This window comes from Arundinibacter roseus (assembly GCF_004348825.1).
In the GTDB taxonomy this organism is placed as follows: domain Bacteria; phylum Bacteroidota; class Bacteroidia; order Cytophagales; family Spirosomataceae; genus Arundinibacter; species Arundinibacter roseus.
Map to the genome: position 1 here is coordinate 200,688 of NZ_SMJU01000005.1, position 20,960 is coordinate 221,647.

At 48.0% G+C, this 20,960-nt stretch carries 14 protein-coding genes; 12 read left to right on the forward strand and 2 right to left on the reverse strand.

Annotated elements, in window-relative coordinates; translation table 11 throughout:
* Positions 1-47: 47 nt before the first annotated feature.
* Entirely contained in the window at positions 48-623 is a 576-nt protein-coding gene (locus EZE20_RS09200) for a DUF2911 domain-containing protein (RefSeq protein ID WP_132116799.1), read from the forward strand.
* A gap of 176 nt (positions 624-799) precedes the next feature.
* Here the strand turns inward: EZE20_RS09200 and EZE20_RS09205 are convergent, their stop codons facing one another.
* Together EZE20_RS09205 and EZE20_RS09210 are read right to left on the reverse strand one after the other, a co-directional pair.
* On the reverse strand, positions 800-2,845 hold the full coding sequence (locus tag EZE20_RS09205) for a M13 family metallopeptidase (protein WP_394345645.1): 2,046 nt from the start codon (positions 2,843-2,845) through the stop codon (positions 800-802).
* A gap of 99 nt (positions 2,846-2,944) precedes the next feature.
* Complete coding sequence (locus EZE20_RS09210; RefSeq protein ID WP_165933447.1) at positions 2,945-5,071, reverse strand: prolyl oligopeptidase family serine peptidase; 2,127 nt, start codon at positions 5,069-5,071, stop codon at positions 2,945-2,947.
* Positions 5,072-5,628: 557 nt separating this feature from the next.
* On the opposite strand from EZE20_RS09210, the gene EZE20_RS09215 reads away from it, so the two are divergent.
* The 11 genes from EZE20_RS09215 (at position 5,629) to EZE20_RS09265 (ending at position 20,703) form a co-directional block, all read left to right on the forward strand.
* Entirely contained in the window at positions 5,629-6,381 is a 753-nt protein-coding gene (locus EZE20_RS09215; RefSeq protein WP_132116801.1) for a bacteriorhodopsin-like, read from the forward strand.
* Between the two features lie 116 nt (positions 6,382-6,497).
* Complete coding sequence (locus EZE20_RS09220; protein WP_132116803.1) at positions 6,498-7,706, forward strand: lycopene cyclase family protein; 1,209 nt, start codon at positions 6,498-6,500, stop codon at positions 7,704-7,706.
* Positions 7,606-8,553 carry a Brp/Blh family beta-carotene 15,15'-dioxygenase gene (locus EZE20_RS09225; RefSeq protein ID WP_132116805.1) on the forward strand — a complete coding sequence of 316 codons (948 nt, stop codon included), beginning with the start codon at positions 7,606-7,608 and terminating at the stop codon, positions 8,551-8,553. Before EZE20_RS09220 ends, EZE20_RS09225 begins: the two co-directional genes overlap by 101 nt.
* A 137-nt stretch (positions 8,554-8,690) precedes the next feature.
* Positions 8,691-9,293 carry an RNA polymerase sigma factor gene (locus EZE20_RS09230; protein ID WP_132116807.1) on the forward strand — a complete coding sequence of 201 codons (603 nt, stop codon included), beginning with the start codon at positions 8,691-8,693 and terminating at the stop codon, positions 9,291-9,293.
* A gap of 111 nt (positions 9,294-9,404) precedes the next feature.
* Positions 9,405-10,418, forward strand: a complete 1,014-nt coding sequence (locus EZE20_RS09235) for a FecR family protein (RefSeq protein ID WP_132116809.1) — start codon at positions 9,405-9,407, stop codon at positions 10,416-10,418.
* Between the two features lie 252 nt (positions 10,419-10,670).
* Positions 10,671-14,159 (forward strand): TonB-dependent receptor, encoded by a 3,489-nt coding sequence (locus tag EZE20_RS09240; protein WP_165933448.1) that lies wholly within the window; start codon positions 10,671-10,673, stop codon positions 14,157-14,159.
* 19 nt (positions 14,160-14,178) lie between these two features.
* On the forward strand, positions 14,179-15,618 hold the full coding sequence (locus EZE20_RS09245) for a RagB/SusD family nutrient uptake outer membrane protein (RefSeq protein WP_132116813.1): 1,440 nt from the start codon (positions 14,179-14,181) through the stop codon (positions 15,616-15,618).
* 48 nt (positions 15,619-15,666) lie between these two features.
* Positions 15,667-17,133 carry a BNR-4 repeat-containing protein gene (locus EZE20_RS09250; RefSeq protein WP_132116815.1) on the forward strand — a complete coding sequence of 489 codons (1,467 nt, stop codon included), beginning with the start codon at positions 15,667-15,669 and terminating at the stop codon, positions 17,131-17,133.
* A gap of 528 nt (positions 17,134-17,661) precedes the next feature.
* Complete coding sequence (locus tag EZE20_RS09255) at positions 17,662-18,210, forward strand: fasciclin domain-containing protein (RefSeq protein ID WP_132116817.1); 549 nt, start codon at positions 17,662-17,664, stop codon at positions 18,208-18,210.
* Positions 18,211-18,434: 224 nt separating this feature from the next.
* Positions 18,435-20,093, forward strand: coding sequence for a sodium:solute symporter family transporter (locus EZE20_RS09260; protein WP_132116819.1), 1,659 nt, complete (start codon positions 18,435-18,437; stop codon positions 20,091-20,093).
* Positions 20,094-20,370: 277 nt separating this feature from the next.
* Positions 20,371-20,703 (forward strand): GIY-YIG nuclease family protein, encoded by a 333-nt coding sequence (locus EZE20_RS09265; RefSeq protein WP_132116821.1) that lies wholly within the window; start codon positions 20,371-20,373, stop codon positions 20,701-20,703.
* Positions 20,704-20,960: the final 257 nt, after the last annotated feature.

The following is a 20,960-nucleotide window of genomic DNA, read 5'->3' on the forward strand; positions in this document are numbered from 1 at the left end:
TAGTGAAACTTTCTGTTACTAAAACCCTGTCACTTACTAATTTTACTATGAAAACAACTTTTCTTTGGATGGGCCTGTGCCTGTTGGCTGGTATGTCGGTTCAGGCACAAACGTTTCGTGGCATTGACAAAAGTCCGATGGACATGGCCTACTATCCTGACGACTTTGCGCATGACCGGAAATTTGCCCCGCAAAAAATCGACAATCTTCCCGCTATGGTGCGGGTTACGTACAGCAGACCGGCAAAAAATGGACGGGAGATATTTGGCACAAAAATCGCCCCTTACGGAAAAGTATGGCGCGTAGGTGCCAACGAAGCACCGGAGATTAAGTTTTATAAAGACGCCAGCATTCAGGGCAAACAGATAAAAGCAGGAACGTACGCCCTGTTGGCGATTCCGAATGAAAAAGAATGGACGTTGATTTTGAGCAGCGATGTAGATCAGTGGGGTGCGTATAGCTACGACGAGAAGAAGGATGTCTTACGGATAAACGTGCCAACTGCAAAAGCCACCGAACCCATCGAAAACTTCTCTATCCAATTTGCCAAAGGAACCGGAAACCAGGTTTTGATGCGCATGGGCTGGGATACTACCCTGGTAGAGGTACCGATGGTTTTTTAAGAAGTTTTCAGCAATTAGTTTATCTAACTATTTGATTATAAGCCAGTTGATTACAATTACCTGATCTATAAATACACGAATAGCTTCCGGTTTGGAAGCTATTCGTGTTTAAAGAGCATGTATATTCTCTCTGATTTCTATAAAAGGCAATCCGAAAGAAACAGCAGATTATTTTTCTACCACAGCTTGATTCGTTTTTCGGGAGCTACGTACAGCTTATCACCGGGCTGCACGTTAAAAGCCTCGTACCAGGCATCCATATTGACCAATGGCCCAATCGTACGCCACTCTCCGGGCGAGTGCGGATCTACCAGAATTTGCTGAGCGGCGGCTTCGGGCAAAATATTCGTGCGCCATACCTGTGCCCAGGCCAGAAAAAACCGTTGGTCAGGTGTGAAGCCATCTATTTTTTCACTGGATTTCCCCTGTGGGGTCATTTTAAAAGCCGTGTAGGCCGCATTTAGTCCACCCAAATCACCGATATTTTCGCCCAGCGTCAGCTTGCCATTGACGTGAATGCTATCCAAAACGGTGTAGCCGTTGTACTGTTCCACAATTTGATTGGCACGAGCCATAAACCTCGTGCGGTCCTCTTCGGTCCACCAGTTTCGGAGGTAGCCATCTTTGTCGTACTGACTGCCGCTATCGTCAAATCCGTGTGAGATTTCGTGTCCGATTACCGCACCAATTCCACCATAATTTACCGCATCGTCAGCGTTTGGATCAAAGAACGGAAACTGCAAAATACCGGCAGGAAACACGATTTCGTTCTGCACCGGGCTGTAATACGCATTTACCGTGGGCGGCGTCATGCCCCAGCGGGTTTTGTCCACAGGCTTTCCTAGGCGATCTACCATGTCGCGGTAGCTCCACGCAGCGCCATTTTTTATATTATCAAAAAAAGCTGCCGAGGTAATGTCGTATCCATTGTAGTTTTTCCAAACATCCGGATAACCGATTTTGGGCGTAAAGGCATGAAGTTTTTCGAGCGCTTTGGTTTTGGTCACATCGGTCATCCATTCCAGATTCTGAATACGGATTTCGTAGGCTTTCACCAGATTTTTAATCAGCTCGTCCATCCGCTGCTTGGCGGCAGGCGTAAAATATTTTTTTACATAAAGTTGTCCCAAAAGCTCACCGATCGTCCGGTCGGTCAATTGCGACATGCGTTCCCAGCGAGGTGTTTGTACTTTTTGCCCGGTAAGCGCCTGTGAAAATGCAAAATTGGCTGCGACAAAATCGGAACTCAGATAAGGCGCCGCAGATTTGAGCAGGTTCCAGCTGAGGTACGCTTTTAGTTCAGGCAGCGGTGTTTTGGTCAGCAGCGAATCCACGGTCACAAAAAATGCCGGATTGCTGACCAACACCGTATCCTGCCCCGTCACGAGCATGAGCGCCATGGCTTTTTGCCAATCGATGGAAGGAGTGGTTTTAGAAAAATCACTTACCGCAAACTTGTTATACGTTTTGTACGGATCGCGCATTTCGACACGGCTCATTTGGGCTTGTGCCAAAGCAGTTTCGAGCGCAATAATTGCGTCAGCATGAGCTGTGGCGGCAGCCTCGGGCGTACCAGTCAATGAAAAAAGCCGGGTGATGTACGTTTTATAACTCTCTCTGATTTTCTTGCTGCGCGCATCGTCTTTAAGGTAATAGTCACGGTCGGGCAAGGTGGTGCCCCCCTGCGAAAGCTGTGGGATCATAACCTCTACATTTTTACGATCCTGTCCCACCGAAAATCCGAAAAACGAACTTCCGTCGCCCTGCGTACGGGCACGGGCCACTTCGGCAAGCACTGCCTGTCGGTCTTTGAGCGCCGAAATTCTTTTCAGGTCTTTTTCGATGGGCGTGTAGCCAAGTTTCTCAATGCGAGCACTATCCATAGCGGCCCGGTAAAAATTTCCCACGCGCTTCTCGACCGAACCGGCAGGTGCAGCGGTGTTGGCCTGCGCCTCTTCCAGCAATCCTTTAACGGCATTGATGTTGAAATCGCGCAAGACATTAAAACTCCCCCAACGCGTCTGCTTGGCGGGCACAGGGTTATTTTTGATCCAGGCGCCATTTGCATAGGTATTAAAATCATCGCCCGGCCTGACGGTCAAATCCATGTTGACCGGATCAATAAACTTATCCGGAGTTAATCCTTGTTGGGCTTGTGCTCCCGATGCCAGGCAACTCACGCCCGCAATCAGCAACCCTGCCGCTTGTTTTTTCAAAGTCATAGTCACTTTTAGTTGGTTGATTAATTCGTACAATACTACGGCTTTCCTGCCTAAACCAGAAAAACACCTGTCAGCTTTCAGGCAGTTCATTCGGCTACTTTACTTCCCTGTTTTCCAGATCAGGCCCATATTTTTAAACATAAAGGCGTAGATATCGGCGGTTGTTTCCAGCGCTTTTTTGGTATTGCTTGCTCCGTGGCCCGAGTTGGTATCAATCCGAATCAGCAACGGATTGGTAGACGAAGCTCCGGCTTTTGCCTGCAACTCTGCGGCATACTTGAACGAATGCGCCGGTACCACGCGGTCGTCATGATCGGCCGTGGTGATGAGCGTAGCGGGGTATTGACCTCCCTGCCGGATGTTGTGCAGGGGCGAGTATTTGATTTGGGCCGCAAATTCTTCGGCATTGTCGCTGCTGCCGTAATCGGCAATCCAGTTCCAGCCGATGGTAAATTTGTGAAAACGCAGCATGTCCATGACACCTACCGCCGGAAAGGCAACTTTGAACAACTCGGGCCGCTGATTCATCACCGCTCCCACCAATAGACCGCCGTTGGAGCCACCTTGTAGCGCAAGCCGACCGGGCGACGTATATTTTTCCTGAATCAGATACTCAGCCGCAGCAATAAAATCGTCGAATACATTTTGCTTTTTGAGCTTCATGCCCTGCTCATGCCAGGTTTCGCCGTACTCGCTGCCGCCGCGCAGATTGGCCTGCACAAACACCCCTCCCTGATCCAGAAACGGAATGCGGGTAGGACTAAATGCGGGCGTCAGGCTGATGTTGAAACCGCCGTATCCGTACAAAATCGTCGGGTTGCTGCCGTCCAGTTTCAGGCCTTTTTTGTACACAATAAAAGCCGGGATTTTTGTGCCGTCCTTGCTGGGATAAAATACCTGTTTGGTTTCGTAATCTGTGGGTGTAAAGTTGACCTCGGGCTCCCGGAACACACTGCTTTGGCGGGTAGACAAATCATACCGGAATATGGTAGGTGGGTAGTTAAATGAAGTATACGTATAAAAAACGAACGTGTCGTCCTTTTCGCCACCAAATCCACCTGCCGAACCAAGTCCGGGCAATTCTACCTCGTTTTCAAATACGCCTTCGTGTGAATACACCTGCACGCGGGTCGTAACATCTTTGGAGTAGTTCGCAAAGATTTTTCCACCCGCCGTGCCTATGCCTACAAGTGGTTCAGGTTTTTCGGGTAAGAAGGGTTTCCAGCTTTTGGAGACAATTTCGTAGCGCATAACTTTGCTGTTCGGTGCATCGGCGTTGGTTTCGATCAAAAAACCACCCGCTACATTTTCTACGAGTCCGTAGCTAAAATTGGTAATTTCCTCGACTACGGGTGTAAATTTTGTCTCACCTTTTTTCATGACCCACAGGCCGTTCCCGTCTTTTCCCTTGCCCCGGTCGCTAACATACAGGGCGGCATACAGCTCATCTTCGGTGGTACTCACCGTATGAAAGCGCTGCGGATTGCCCGCATCTTCAAAAATCAGTTGATCGGCTGATTGAGCAGTTCCCACTTTATGGTAAAAAACCTGATGATTTTCATTTTTTGCCGCCAACGCACTTCCATCGGGCTTCGGGTAGCGGCTGTAATAGAAACCGTCGCCCTGCCAGGCGGCACCCGACACCTTCACCCACTCTACTTTGTCCGGCAGCATTTTAAGCGTTTTTGTGTCCATTACCTGAAATTCCTGCCAATCGGAACCTCCCTTTGAAAACCCACAGACAGCGTAGTCGCCATTTTTGGACAGCGTGAACACGGTCAGACGCGTAGTGCCATCAGCAGAAAGTTTGTTCGGATCGAGCACGACTTCGGGCGTTGCATCGGGCCGGTCCTGTGGCACTCGATACAATACCGACTGATTTTGCAGTCCGTCATTTTTGTAAAAATAAAAGTAACCGCCCTTTTGGCGAGGCGCCGAATACTTGGGGTAATTATAGGCTTTTTCCAGGTCATCCAGGATGTTTTCCCGAAACGGAATCTGAGACAAATAGCCAAACGTAACTTCATTTTGGGCTTTTACCCAGGCAGCCGTTTCGTCGGAGCGGTCATCTTCGAGCCACCGATACGGATCGGCCACTTGGGTGCCGTGGTAGTTTTCCACGAGATCCACCTGACGAGTGGTGGGATACGTCAATTTTTGCGCCCTGCCATCGGGGGCAAGTAAGGTCGCGGTGAGCACAATCATGCCGGAAAGTTTAGAGTTCATTGAAAAAGGATCGTAGAGGTATGAAAAAAAGTATAATTTATTTTAAAAAAATATCTAAACGCATTCTGCCCGTCTAAAACTTCAAATAATACAAATTTATCGCTATTGATCAAACCGCCAATTTACCAGTAAAGTTCTTACCGACTACCTTCGGCCCGGGCATGAAGAATGTTCCCTTTTTATGGGTAGAGCACAGAATAAGTATCTATTTTTTACATTTCCAAATACTAATTTTTGTTTAGTATTTAAATCGATTGATTAAACAATAGCCGAATACGTATACAGATTTATACTAATATATAAAAAGTTAAAAATATAATTTTGCATAGTTTAATATTAATTTATTTAATTTTTATTTCACAGATGCACCCTTAAACTTCAATAAATCCAACCAACACGTATAGTACATTCTCACATATTCGTATAGCCATCAACTCAGATTTTGTTTAATTTTCATCACAATAATTTAAACAAAAATCTATCACGATTGATTAAGGTGATCAATTAACATCTTGTAAATCAATCTATAATTTTTAACTCTCAACCCTCAAAAAAGTATGGGAAATCTAGTAAGTTCCTTCGCCAATGTACTTGCGGCCGATCTTCAACCCGGTGACGCCATCGGTTTTACCTTCTTTACGGGCTATATGGCTATGGCCGCCGCCTCTATTTTCTTTCTCGTAGAGCGAGGACAGGTAGACGGCAAGTGGAAAACCTCTCTGCTAATTTCTGCCCTCATTACGTTCATTGCGGCAGTGCACTACTATTACATGCGGGATCTTTACCTGGAAACAGGTCAATCGCCCACCGAATTCCGGTACATCGATTGGACACTCACCGTGCCCCTGATGTGCGTTGAATTCTATTTGTTAATCAAGCCCTACGGCGGCAAGGTCAGTACGATGTGGAAACTGATCGGCTACTCGGTGCTGATGCTCGTAACGGGTTACATTGGTGAAAGCCTTGACAAGGAAAATACCATTTTGTGGGGGGTAATCTCCACGCTTGGGTATTTGGGCATTGTGTACGAAGCAACGATTGGAGATGTAAAGAAAGTAGCACTTTCGTCCAACAACCCAGAAGTTGCAAACGCTGTACGGTTGCTGCGCAATTTTGTGATTGTAGGCTGGGCAATTTATCCGATTGGATACATGTGTATGGAAGGCAACTTGCTGGCTTCCACTGGATGGAATCTTGACCTGCTGTACAACATCGCCGATGCTGTAAACAAAATCGGATTTGGTTTAGTGGTCTATTCCTCAGCAATGAGCTCCACAAAAGCCGCTGCCGCTGCTGCAATAAAAGCATAAAGTTGGCGTAAAAGCTGATCCAAAAGCCGACGGACTGAGCGACTTCGTCCGTCGGCTATTCTTTCAAAATACGGTTACTTATATCTTCCGCAAACCACCTCCTTAGGTTAGTCCGTATGCCCGCCACCTATGACTTTATTTTTGCAGGCGGAGGAATGTCCGCCCTACTGCTCGCTACCCTGATTCGGCGTGAACCGACGTTAGATTCCTGTTCGATCCTCATCGTCGAACCTCGGACAGACGTTCCCGAATCAAAAAATATCTGCTTTTGGGATTCTCAACTTCCGGATCTGTCGCTGAACCTGAAAGGCGCCTGGAACAAACTCTCCTTTGGTGGAACCGGCGGATTAATTACCCGTCCGATTGCACCCTACACGTACTACTGTTTCGACGCCGCAAACCTGCAACGTACGCTTACGGCAATGTTAAAAAAATCCAATCGGGTCGACTTCATTCAGGATCGGGTGGAAGCGGTAAATAATGGTGCGGTTTTTCTGCAAAAAACGGGCTTGACTTTTCAGGCCACTCAAACCGTTTTTGACAGCATCCCGGACCGAAGTATGCCTGTACTCCTGTGGCAGCATTTTGTAGGGTGGGAAATTCGGGTACTCAACGAGGTTACGTTTGATCCTGCATCTGCCATGCTTATGGATTTTCGGGTGAGTCAGTCAGAAGGCCCGGCTTTCATGTACATACTTCCCTTTTCACAAAAAACCGCCTTGCTCGAAATCACCTTCATGTCGCCAAAAACCCACTCAGCGACGGTGTATGAGCACTATTTGCACGAATACCTGCACAAAAATTTTCCGGACATTCGCTATGAAATCGCCCAAACCGAAGGTGGCAAAATTCCGATGCATCAGGCACAGCAATCGCCCTCACTACCCAATCATGTGTTTTTGGGCACCAAAGGTGGCCTGAGCAAACCTACTACCGGCTACACGTTTTTGAATAGCTATGAACATGCCCAACGAATTGTAAGACAACTTACAGGAAATCAGGAAAGTAGAGTTATTGCCAAAAGTCGATTTGCTTTTTATGACAAGTTGTTGCTCCGTATCATGCGTACACAGGCCACTTCGGTAAAACCCATCATGGAAGCTTTGTTTTACCGCAATTCGTTTCCGCTTTTGCTGACATTTTTAGCCGAAAAAACTACCCTGATTCAGGAAGCAAAGCTCTTTTGTACGCTTCCGTGGAAACCCTTTTTAACCGCATTAGCTCATGAATACCTCCGCCGCTCCCCACGAAATGAAGCACAATCAGGTATTGATTCTGCTATCCTGCCTGCTCCTCGGCTTAAAGTGGACCGGAATTTGGGCTGATGAACGGCTCGACTACGCCTTTTTTGCTGGAATCATGCTTGTTGTAGGCCTTCCCCACGGGGCCGTGGATCACCTGATTCACATTCAGTTGAAACGACAGAATGAACTGACGCTCCAAAGCTTGCTCCGGTTCGTCAGCTTTTATGTGGCGTTACTCTTGTTGTACGGAACTGTTTGGTTCTTTTTCCCGACCATGAGCCTGATTTTTTTTATTTTACTTTCGTGCTACCATTTCGGGCAGTCTCAGTGGTACTATTTTTTCAGTTCTTCACCTGTACTTTCGGGCATTGTCTACATTCTTTGGGGGTTGGCTGTGCTGAGTTACATTGTACTTTGGAACAGTTCAGAAGCACTTTTGATCCTAAACTCCCTGATCCCAACGCTCACGCGCGATAACTTATCGGAGATCATAGGCAACAAATGGTCACAAATTCCGACTTTACTTTCAATTATTCCAGCCATTTTTTTGAGTTCAAAGTTTCGAACATTTCCAAAATCAGTCATTTTCTGGGAAGTAGTTTCCCTGCTTGCAATTGGTTTGGTCAGTTACTTTTGTGGCTTGCTCGTTGGTTTTGCGGCATATTTCGGCTTTTGGCACAGCACAAAATCCCTGGCGGCAATCGTCAGAAACCTCCGGAGCGTTCATCCCGGATACAGCCTTTCACAGTTTTATAAAGACGCCTTTGTATTTAGTTTTATAAGTATTGCAGGCATCGTCCTTTTACTTCTCAGCCTGCCACATTTGGACCTCGGAATTCATCCGGTCATGCTCTTTTTTGTGCTCATCTCCCTGCTTACTTTCCCGCACATGGTCATTTTAGAACAGCTGTACTCGCGCCCTAAGTAGCCCGAAATGGCACTTTTAAGGTATTTCTCGCAGAAATATCAAGTTCATTTTTACTTAAAAATAAAACTTACGGTTACTTTTTGCGAGAAAATTTATTTATTCTTTTTCTCCACTCTTTTATATAGTTTTGAGAATAAATGCTACAAAACCGGGAGCGGATGCTGACCGATAAATATACTGACTGTTCTGACGATGCCCTGATGCTGCTTCTCTGCCAACACGACGACGAACTCGCGTTTCGGGAAGTATATCACCGCTATGGCCGTACGCTTGTGTACACGGCAATTCGCAAAACCGGGCAGGCAGAAGTGGCCGAAGACCTTGTGCAGGAGCTCTTTGTTAAACTGTGGCTTAGTCGTAAAAAACTGGTTATACAAAAGACACTGATTGGCTATTTGCAGGGCATGCTCCGCAACGGAATTATCACCCACTACCACAAAGAAAAATCGAAAAATCCGGTATCGCTCGACGAAGCCTACGCACTTGGCGACTACCAAACAACGGAACAAATTCAGTACGATCAGCTACATGATTTGTATCAGGAATCGCTGCAAAAAATTCCTGAAAAATGCCGGGCGGTATTTGTTTTAAGCCGTAAAGGATACAGTATCAAGGAAATAGCGCAGATCCAGCAGATTTCCGAAAAAACGGTGGAAGCGCATATCAGCAAAGCTCTCCGAATTTTGCGCGTCGAAATGAAAGACTACATGGCCGTTGCGCTCCTTTTTCTTCTTTCCTGAATTTTTACCTAAAAATTTAAAAAAAATCATCCAACTACTAAGGGAAATCTATCCCAGGTACAGACTGTATACTAGGAGTTGTACTTATCTGGGTATTTTTTAAATAATAGGATGAAAAACGCACCATTTCCGCCTGAGCTTTTGCAGCGCTACCTGAATCAGCAATGCACTGATACTGAGCGCCAAATGATTGACGATTGGTATCGGTCGGTAGATTTTGAGTCGTCGTTGGTTGGGTATGAGTTTCAGGAAGAAAGGCTTTTTGAACAGATCCGGGCACAAATCGCGGTTGAGGAACAAGCCGATATTTTGCCTTTAAAAACTACCCGACGGTGGCGTTTCTGGGTGCCTGCCGCCGCTGCAGTGGCAATTTTGGCGCTGGGGTTTGCATACCTGATGCTTCGTTTGCCTGCTCCTGCCCTGCTTACCTCCGTCCTGAATGACTCTCCCGCACTGGTAGAATTTGTAAATACCCAAAAGAAAGTGGTCCGCTACACCCTCCCCGACAGTAGTACGCTTTGGCTCTATCCGGGCGCGAAGCTGAGCTACGAACCCGCACTCGCAGAGGCTGCAAGTCGCAAAGTCTGGTTTGAGGGAGAAGGTTTTTTTGATGTAGCACGTGACGAAACCCGACCATTTATTGTGTACAGTGACGACCTGAAAACGGAGGTTTTGGGGACGAGTTTTCACGTAAAAGCCTACAAAAACGACCCAACCTACGAGGTGTCGGTGCTGAGTGGAAGTGTGGCCGTCAGCAACTCAGACGAAGCACAAAAAACCGAAAAAGTGGTGCTTAAACCTTCTCAGCAGGCTATTTTTGAAAAAACTACCCAACGGATTTCAACCAATACTTTGCCGGAATATACGCCCACGCGTGAAAGATGGCAGCCCGCCACGCTCGCTTTTGAAGATGCGCCCCTTGCGGAGGTCATCGCCCAGCTTGATACGGTATTTAAGGTGCAGCTGGTAGTCGCAAATCCGGCATTGAAAAACTGTCGGTTGACGGTAGATTTTACGCAGCAGCGCCTACCGGAAATGCTGGAAATGATCAATACCCTGCTCAATACTACCTACGAAATGGATGGAACCACTATTCGGCTTTCGGGCGAAGGCTGCGCCATGTAGTGATTTATATATAAAAAATTGACTTTGTGATCCTGTATAAACTAAACCCTTTTGATGATTCTATGCGCTAAAAACAACCAGAAGATGTAGTACTTTTTTCCGGTCACAAAAAAACTCAGGAGTGGTACCAGCACCCCCGAGTTCTACACTGACTGATGAACCATGGATCTGCGTTTCGGAATCCGGTCGTTGCTGACGGGAAACGCAAAGATCCGTTTGATGTCGTTTGTTCAACCAATCAAAAGTAAAACTATGAAGAAACATTTGCATTCCAAACCAGGAATCCTTTACATGATTATGAGAGTAACCGTCTATCAATTTACGCTCATTTGCTTTTTCTCCGCTCTATCTTTTGCGCATTCTGTGCCGGCGCAGGACATTCTAAAAAAGGGTGTAAATATTCAGGTAAACAAGGTTACACTTAAAGAAGCGCTCTCGCAGATTGAGAAAAATCTTTCGGTCCGGTTTGCTTACAGCAGCGACCTGATCCGGCTCTCTCAGCCCGTGAGCCTATCGGCCCGAAACGAATCGCTCGCGTCCGTTCTGGACCGACTTCTGACACCTCATAATATTGGTTATAAGGTAATTAACAATCAAATTCTTTTATCCAAAACTCAAAAACCGGACGTAGTTTCACCAAAAATAGAAGAAGACGAAGCGTCTTTACGGCTGAATCAGGACGTCGATCAATCCATTCGGGGTCGGGTAATCGGTGCCGAAAATCAGGACCCGTTGCCCGGCGTAAGTGTGGTGATCAAAGGCACAAATCGAGGTACCGTCACCTCAGCCGATGGCACCTTTCAACTGACCGTTCCTGATGCACAGGCGGTTTTGGTATTCAGTTTTGTGGGTTACCTGTCTCAGGAAATTGAAGCAGGAAACCGCAGCGAACTAACAGTAACTATGGTAGCCGACATCAAAGCGCTCAACGAAGTGGTGGTAGTCGGCTACGGCACACAGCGCCGGGCCGATGTGACGGGGGCGCTGTCGTCGGTAAGCGCCAAAGACATCAAGGACATTCCCTCGCCTAGCCTGGACGCCTCCATGACCGGACGCATGCCGGGGGTGTATGTAGCCCAAACCACCGGAACGCCCGGCGGCGGCCTGAACGTGCGGGTACGGGGAACGGGATCCATTGGTGCCGGAAACGAACCGCTGTACGTAATCGACGGGTTTCCGGTGACGGCCAATTATAATCAGGTAAGTAATCCGCTCAACTCGATTAATCCGAATGATATTGAGTCCATAGAGGTATTAAAAGACGCCTCCGCGACGGCAATTTATGGATCAAGAGGCTCTAACGGTGTGGTGATTGTGACGACCAAATCGGGCAAATCCGGAAAAATGAGCGTTGAAATTGACAGCTACGCCGGGATTCAGAACGTGACCAAAACCCTGGACATGATGAATGCGCAGGAGTTTGCGCAGTACATCAAAGACTCCCGCAACAACGCATGGGTCGATACCGGCGGAAATATTGACGCTCCCAACGCACAGCGCGGGGCGATTTATCGGATTTTACCCGAACTCCAAAATCCCGAAACGCTGGGCGAAGGAACCAACTGGCAGGACGAAATTTACCGTACAGCCGGCATGCGCAATCTGCAATTGCGCGTTTCGGGTGGCAACGACCGCATTCGGTTCATGACTTCGGCGGGCTATTTCAGGCAGGAAGGCGTGGTTATAAACTCCGATTTTGAGCGGTATTCTTTTCGGGTAAATCTGGATGCGCAAGCCACAAAAAAACTCAAAGTCGGTGTTAATCTTACTCCCGCCTACACGGTAAGCAATCCGACGGATGCCGAAGGGCACTGGTCGTCGGGCGGAATTATCCTGAGTGCGCTAACTTTGGCACCGCACCTGCCCGTGTACGATGCCGACGGAAACTACACCACGGGCCTGAGCCTCGGCAACGGATTCAGCAGCATTGAAAACCCTGTAAAACTGGCCAAAGAACGCACCAATCGTACGGATGAAATCAGACTTCTGGCCACTGCTTTTGCCGAGTACGAACTACTCCCGGCCTTAAAATATAAACTGTTGCTGGGTACAGACGTGCAGTCGTCCAATCAGCGGACCTTTCGCCCATCGATTGTGGGCATCGACGGCGTGCCGCCCCCGGTTGTGCCCATCGGCACCAACGCCACGCAGCAGTCGTACAATTGGCTCGTAGAGCATACGCTTACTTATACCAAAAGTTTTGGAAAGCATTCTGTGAATGCGCTGGCAGGCTTTACGAGTCAAAAAGTACGCTCAGACAACTCCAACATCACCTCATCCAATTTTCCAAACGACCTGGTTGAAACCCTCAATGCAGGCATCGTGACGTCAGCTTCTACGACGGCCAATGAGTGGTCGATTTTGTCGTATTTATCACGTATTAACTACAACTACGACAGCCGCTACCTGCTCACAGCCACGCTGCGTCGTGATGGGTCGTCACGGTTTGGGACAAATAATAAATGGGGAATTTTTCCGTCGGTTTCAGTGGGTTGGAGACTTTCGGAGGAAAATTTCATGAAAGATGTAAAAGCCATCAGCGATTTAAAACTGCGGGCGAGCTACGGATTTACCGGAAATAATTTTATCGGAAATTATGATCACGTTGGGCTACTTACCAAGCAAAACTATGTGTTTGGCGCTGGTAGCGGCACGGTTGTGAACGGCCTTGGGCCGAGTCGAATCAGCAATCCGGATTTGAGCTGGGAGAAAAATGAGCAGGTAGATATCGGTCTGGAACTGGGCATTTTCCAAAACAGAATCATGGTTATTGCCGACTACTACCGCAAAATTACGTCAGACCTGCTGCTTAACGTACCGACGCCTTCGCTGACGGGCTATACCTCTGCCCGGCAGAACATTGGCAAAGTCCAGAACAACGGCGTTGAGTTAGCCATTTCGACCCGAAATCTGGTATCCGAATTTAAGTGGAATACCGATTTTAATATTTCCTTTAACCGCAACAAGGTGGTGGCGCTTGGTCCAAGCGGCGAACCCATTTTTGCCAGTTACCAACTTTCCAACAGCCATATTACTCAATTGGGAAAACCCATGGGTAGCTTTTACGGCTATCAGGTAGAAGGCATATTCCAAACGCAGGATGAAGTCAACAGCAACCCAAGCTTTACCGACTCCAAGCCCGGCCACTACCGCTTTGCGGACATCAATGGCGATGGAAAACTCAGCGTGGACGACCGGACAATTCTGGGCAACTCACAGCCTGACTTCATTTTTGGTTTGACCAATACGGTATCTTACAAAGGGTTTGACCTGAGTATACTGGTACAGGGGGTGCAGGGCCACGAGATCATGAACCTGGGCCGGAGATTTTATGCCAACTACGCCGGAACTGCCAATTCTCTCCGAGAAGTGGTCAACAGCTGGAAATCGCCGCAAGACCCCGGCGACGGAAAAACGCCCCGCGTCAACCGGGATTTGTCGCGGTATAGCAGCAGCAACGCCAGCGCCAACATTTCGTCGGGTCAGGTAGAAGATGGTTCGTTTGTGAGGATTCGGAACGTGTCTCTGGGATACAGCGTGCCTTCGGCCTGGGCTTCTCAGCTGAGGCTTAGCAACATACGGCTGTATGTAAATTTACAAAACCCCATTACCTGGACTCGCTACTCGGGCTATAATCCAGAGGTGAGCGTGGTGGGCGGCAGTGCCCTCGCCCCTGGCGTTGACTACGGCGGCTATCCTATCGCACGGGTGGTTACGGCCGGACTAAACCTCAATTTTTAACCTTAAACCTACAACAGACATGAGAAAATATAGCTTTTTCTTCCTCGCAGGCCTGCTGGGTTTGGGCTCCTGCCAAAAAGGTTTTCTGGACCTTGCACCTATTTCCGAAACCAACAGCATCAACTTTTACCGCAATGCCGACGACATGCTCAATGCCGTCAATGCGGCCTACGCAGCGCTGCAATTTAACGGGCAGTACAATCAGGCGATGTACGCTTTTGGCGAAGTTCGATCTGACAATACCGAAATTCTGGATGCACAAAGCGGGATTGACATCACGCAGGTTGACGCCTTCACGACCATCAGCAACAATGGCCTCGTGAACTCCGCCTGGAACGATCACTACCGGGGAATTCTGGCGTGCAATACGGTAATTGACCGGATTGAGGGCGTAGAAATGAATGCTGATTTGAAAAGAAGAATTGCCGGTGAAGCGCAGTTTCTGCGGGCTCTGATGTACTTCAACCTCGTCCGGATTTTTGGCGATGTGCCGCTGGTAATCAAAGAAACCACCAACGTGGAAGATGGCTACGCTTACACCCGCGACCCGGCCGAAGCTGTTTATACCCAAATTATCAAAGATTTGTCGGAAGCCGAAGCCAAACTACCTGTTTCTTATACCGGAAATAACATCGGTCGGGCTACGTCAGGAGCAGCCAAAGGGCTGTTGGCCAAAGTGTTTTTGACGCAGCGCAAATGGGCCGAAGCCGCCGCCAAAGCCAAAGAAGTGATGGATTTGAATCAGTATCAACTCCTGCCAAACTATGCCAGTTTGTTTAATCTTACGAATGAAAATTCCAAAGAATCGCTCTTTGAGGTGCAGTATAAAAAAGGAGGACTCGGGCTGGGAAGTCCGTTCAACAACCGCTTTGCACCCCGGCTTTCGGGAGTGATCGTGACCACGATTGGCGCCGGAACGGGCCATAATCATCCAACAGCCGACATCGCTACTGCTTACGAAGACGGCGACAACCGTAAGGCGGCCTCGTTTGCGCCGGGTTTTCGGGCTGCCAACAATCAGTTTGTGGATGTTCGCTACGTAACAAAATACATTGACCCGGCACCTTTTGCGGCGAGCGATGCCGACAACAACTGGCCCGTGCTGCGCTATGCCGATGTGCTGCTCATGCGTGCCGAAGCGCTGAATGAAGTGGGCTACGTGGCCGATGGCGAAGCATTTACTTTACTAAATCAAATCCGAACGCGAGCAGGACTTGCCCCCAAAACAAGCGCCGAACTCTCTACCCAAGGGGCGTTCAGGCGGGCCGTGGAGGAAGAAAGACGCATCGAACTGGCCTTCGAAAATCACCGTTGGTTTGATTTGGTACGCACCGGACGAGCCCTCGAAGTGATGAACAGCAAAGGTTTTTCGATCGACGCCACACAACTTCTGCTACCGATTCCTCAAAATCAGATTGACATAAACCCGGATAAAATCAAGCAGAATCCGGGCTATTAGTTCACCAAACAGGGTTCGTATAGAACCTTGTTTTTTATCCATATATTAATGAAAAAAATAACCACGTATACATTCTATTTCTGGTTGCTGTTTGGGGCAATTTCAGTGCTTCATGCGCAGGAAAAGAAACCCGTGCATCCGGATGCGCGTTACGCCGAAGCAGAACTGATTCAGACCAAAGCCAACGGTTTTAAAGGAATTTGGTACATGAATCAGCCATCCAACGATGAGTACGTCTATAAGTACAGCGGCGGCCTTGCTACCTACCCGGCCAACCACCGCCCTTTTGCAATTTATGCCCCGGCCGTCAACAAAACGTTTTTCTGTTTTGGCGGCACCGACGATGCAAATTCTACGCTGCTGCACAACGTATCGTATTTTGATCATGCCACCAAAAAGGCAGCGAATCCGGTGATTTTATTGGATAAAAAAACAACCGATGCGCACGACAACCCGGTTATTTCGCTGGATGAGCAGGGGAAAATCTGGATTTTTTCGACTTCGCACGGCACGAGTCGCCCTTCCTACATTCACCGCAGCAAGCGGCCCTACGATATCTCCGAATTTGAGACAATAAAGGCCACAGAGCGGGTCAATGGCGAAGAAAAAGCGTTTGACAACTTTTCGTATTTTCAGATTTATCCCATCAAGGGCAAAGGGTTTATCGCTCTTTTTACGCGCTACAATCCCAAAGGTCAGCGGGTTATTGGTTTCAACACGAGCCGCGACGGCGAGCATTGGAACGAATGGAAAGTGCTGGCGCATATTGAAGAAGGACACTATCAGATCAGTGCCGAAATGAACGGAAAAGTGGGTGTTGCTTTTGACTTTCACCCCAAAGGGAAAGGGCTCAACTACCGCACCAATCTACACTACCTCGAAACGTCGGATTTTGGTGAAACCTGGCAAACAGCCGCCGGACAAGCCGTGCAGCTTCCCCTTACGACGGTGGATAATCCGGCGCGTGTGAAGGATTTTGTCAGTGAAAAACTCAACTGTTATCTGCTGGATATTACGTTTGATTCGGCCCAAAAACCTGCCATTCTGGTTATTTCGAGCAAGGGTTTTGAAGCCGGACCGGGCAATAATCCACGCGAATGGCGGCTGTTTCGCTTTGCCGGAAAAGAGTGGGCCAATCAGGTAGTCACAACCTCTGACAGCAACTACGACATGGGCTCGATCTATGCCGAGGCCAATAATACGTTCCGCATCATTGGCCCGACAGCCGACGGCCCGCAGGCCTACAACCCCGGTGGCGAAGTGGCGATGTGGGTAAGCAAAGACGGCGGTGTGCGCTGGAAAAAGCAAAAACAAATGACCAAAGGCAGCCCCATGAATCACTCGTACGTGCGACAGCCCCGGCAGGCTCACCCCGATTTTTACGGGATTTGGGCCGACGGCCACGGGCGCAAACCGTCGGAGTCGTTTCTGTATTTTACGACCAAAAACGGCACGGTATATCAGCTTCCCCGCCAAAGTACCGACGCGATGATTACGCCGGTGAAGCATAAGTAGCTGTTGGCATTTAGGTTAATAGCGGAACTCCGCCCGCCCCCTAGCTTTTTTATCTAATTGATTATCAAATGTTTACACATTTAAAAATCCTCCGTAGGAGCTGACTGTTTGTAGCTAATATATTGATGTGTTCATGCTAGCTCCGTTAAGAGCGGCCCATTTTTTACTCTTAGCGACGGACCGCCGTTGCGACGGACCGCACCTAACGGAGCTCAAATACCTGTCAATTAGAACAATATCTACAAACGGTGTGCCTCTACGAGGCTTTGATTATTAAATTAAAAACAGTTCTGCTTGATTACTTAGGCAGAGTTGGCTGGTTGATTTTTACAAACTCCCGTTTCGTTGCGCTACCCGCCGAAACGGGAGTTTTGTTTTTTATTCAAATTAAAATACTCATTAATAAATACTTACAAATACTTTTTAAAAATACATTATTTATAAAAATCCGAGATTACAAACAGGGCGTAGGTTGTAGCAAGTTCATCTTAACTAAAAACCAAAACTTACATTCAATCAAATTTCACTATGAAAAAGCTAGTATTTGTATTCGCCGCTGCCCTGTTTGCTCAGGTATCTTTTGCTCAGGGAAACATGAAAACCGTTGAAGTGGGTGGTGCCGCTATGTATCCCAACAAAAATATTGTTGAAAATGCCGTTAACTCCAAAGATCACACCACGCTCGTGGCCGCTGTAAAAGCCGCCGGACTGGTCGAAACTTTGCAGGGAAAAGGACCCTTTACAGTGTTTGCTCCCACCAATAAAGCTTTTGAAAAACTACCTGCCGGAACGGTGGAATCGCTGGTAAAGCCTGAAAACAAAGCCACACTCACAACGGTGCTGACCTATCACGTGGTGGCCGGCTCAATGGATTCGCAGGCAATTGCCGAAGCAATCAAGAAAGGGAACGGAACCGCTACTTTCACAACCGTGCAAGGCGGTACGCTAACGGCCATGATGAAGGGTAAAAAACTGATGCTGAAAGACGAAAAAGGCGGCACTTCCACCGTGACGATCAAGGATGTATCCCAAAGCAATGGAGTGATTCACGTGATTGATACGGTTGTGATGCCGTAATAATTCTTCCCTCCTCTTTCTTTTTTAGGTATTTTTTTTCGCACCTACACACACGAATTGATTTTCCCTGGAAGGCTTCAAACCCTTTCAGGGATATTTTTTGAGCTTTATTTAAAGAATATTTTTTCTAAAAACATTAATAAACCTGCTCAAACTCCTTTGTCAGAAGAAAATCTCACCTGCGTCTGAGCGGCAACTCGTTTTGGTGCACAAAACCCTACCTTATGACCCTTGGTTTACAAACCCTAGATTACGGCATTTTTCTGGTATACTTCCTCATTGTTTCTGGTTACGGCTATTGGGTCTATACGCATAAAGGCAAGCAGGGCGGCGATAGCGCCAAAGATTTTTTTCTGGCCGAAGGGTCACTGACATGGTGGGCGATCGGGGCTTCCATCATTGCTTCCAACATTTCGGCAGAGCAGTTTATTGGCATGAGCGGACAGGCATTTCAGCTGGGCATTGCGATTTCCGTGTATGAACTTCTCGGGGCGATTGCGCTGCTGATTGTGGCCGTTTACTTTCTGCCCATGTACCTCAAAAACGATATTTATACCATGCCGCAGTTTCTGGCGCGGCGCTACGATACGCGGTTGGCTACCATCATGGCGGTTTTCTGGCTGTTTCTGTACATCTTCGTCAACCTCACTTCCATTATTTATCTAGGCGCACTGAGTCTCGAAAAAATGACTGGTTTTGGCTTCATGCCCTGCGCCGTTTTTTTGACGTCCTTCGCCATCGTCATCACGCTGGGTGGGATGAAAGTCATTGGCTACACAGATGTAATTCAGGTTGTATGCCTCATTTTTGGCGGATTAGCCACTACTTACCTCGCTCTCGACTTACTCTCGGAGCGCGTCGGCACCGGGCAGGGCATCATGGAAGGCCTTGGGCTCATCAAACAGAAAGCCGATAGCCACCTGCACATGATATTTGAACCCGGAGAATATAGCGTACACGACGGAAGGGGCGGATTTATTGATGCGTACAATCAGCTGCCGGGCGTGATGATGTTTATTATTGGCGGGCAATTTGTGAACAACCTCAACTACTTTGGCTGCAATCAGTACATTACCCAACGGGCGCTCGGCGCCGACCTCAATACTGCCCGCAACGGGTTGTTGTTTGCGTCGCTTCTCAAAATGTTCATGCCGCTCATTGTGGTTTTACCGGGTTTGGCGGCTTACGTTTTATTTCAGGAAAATGCCGATCCGGCCATCAGTGGTGGTATCACTGACAGCGGCATTGTGAAGCCCGACAATGCGTATCCGGTTTTGCTCAACCTGTTGCCTACGGGTCTGAAAGGTCTTGCTTTTGCGGCCCTCACGGCTGCCATTGTGGCGAGTCTTGCCGGAAAAGCGAACAGCATTTCGACGATTTATATGCTGGATATTCACCAGAAATTTTTCAATAAAAATTTAACCGAAAATCAAACCGTCCGTACGGGCCGCATCGCCATCATCGTCGCTTTCCTGATTGCGCTGATGGTGAGCCCGCTGCTGCGTAATTTCGGACAGGCCTTCGAATATATTCAGGTGTATACGGGCTACATTTCGCCGGGCATTTTGAGCATTTTCCTTTTGGGTTTTTTCTGGAAAAAAGCTACCGCCAACGGTGCTTTGGCCGCTGCGGTTTTGAGCGTAGCGCTGTCTGCATTCATCGAATTCCAGTTTCCGGCTTTCCCTTTCCTCAACCGCATGGGCGTGGTGTTCTGGATTTGCTCCGCTGTGCACGCGGGCATTAGCCTCGCACAGGGCAGCGGACAAAATAGCCCCAATGCTTTTGCGCTGGACCGCCGGTGGTTTGCCGTAACGCCTACGTTCAGGTTTGGTGCATTGGGCGTAGTGGCGTTGTTTGTGCTTATTTATTGGCTTTTGTGGTAGCTTTGGGCTTCGAGCTTCGAGCTTCGACTCCGCTCAGCTTGACAAACCATTGTCAGTCTGAGCGGACAGGGCTGCCTGTCGGTCGAAGACAGTCCATACAAACCACCATTGTCAGTCTGAGCGAAGTCGAAGACAATCCATACAAAGCACCACTGTCAGTCTGAGCGAAGTCGAAGACAGTCTGAGCGGAGCGGCCGGCGGACCTATCGAAGACAGTCCATACAAACAATGATTGTACTTAGTTACCAAACAAACAAAAACAATTCCCTTCTGACCAATGTACCAGTACTTTGTATATATTCTTAAATGCTCCGACGATAGTTACTATACGGGCATCACAAATGATCTGGAAAGGAGATTTTTTGAACATCAGACGGGGTTAAATCCGAACTCTTATACACATAGTCGAAGACCTTTAGAACTTGTATTTCATCTGGAATTTCAAGATGTAAATCAGGCTATTGCTTTTGAAAAACAAGTAAAAGGATGGAATAGAAAAAAGAAGGAGGCAATTATTAATAACCACTGGGATCAACTTAAACCTTTGGCAGAATGTAAGAATAAAACAAGTCATAAATACTTTGGTACTGACAAGGGCATCGACCGGTAGACGGACCTCGCTCAGCCTAACAAAGGTCTGGACTCTCCCTGAGGAAAAAGGGCTTTGAGCATTGACCGCCAGGCGGCCCTTCTGCTCAGCTTGACAAACCATTGTCAGTCTGAGCGAAGTCGAAGACAATCCATACAAACCACCACTGTCAGTCTGAGCGAAGTCGAAGACAGTCCATACAAACCACCACTGTCAGTCTGAGCGAAGTCGAAGACAGTCCATACAAACCACCACTGTCAGTCTGAGCGAAGTCGAAT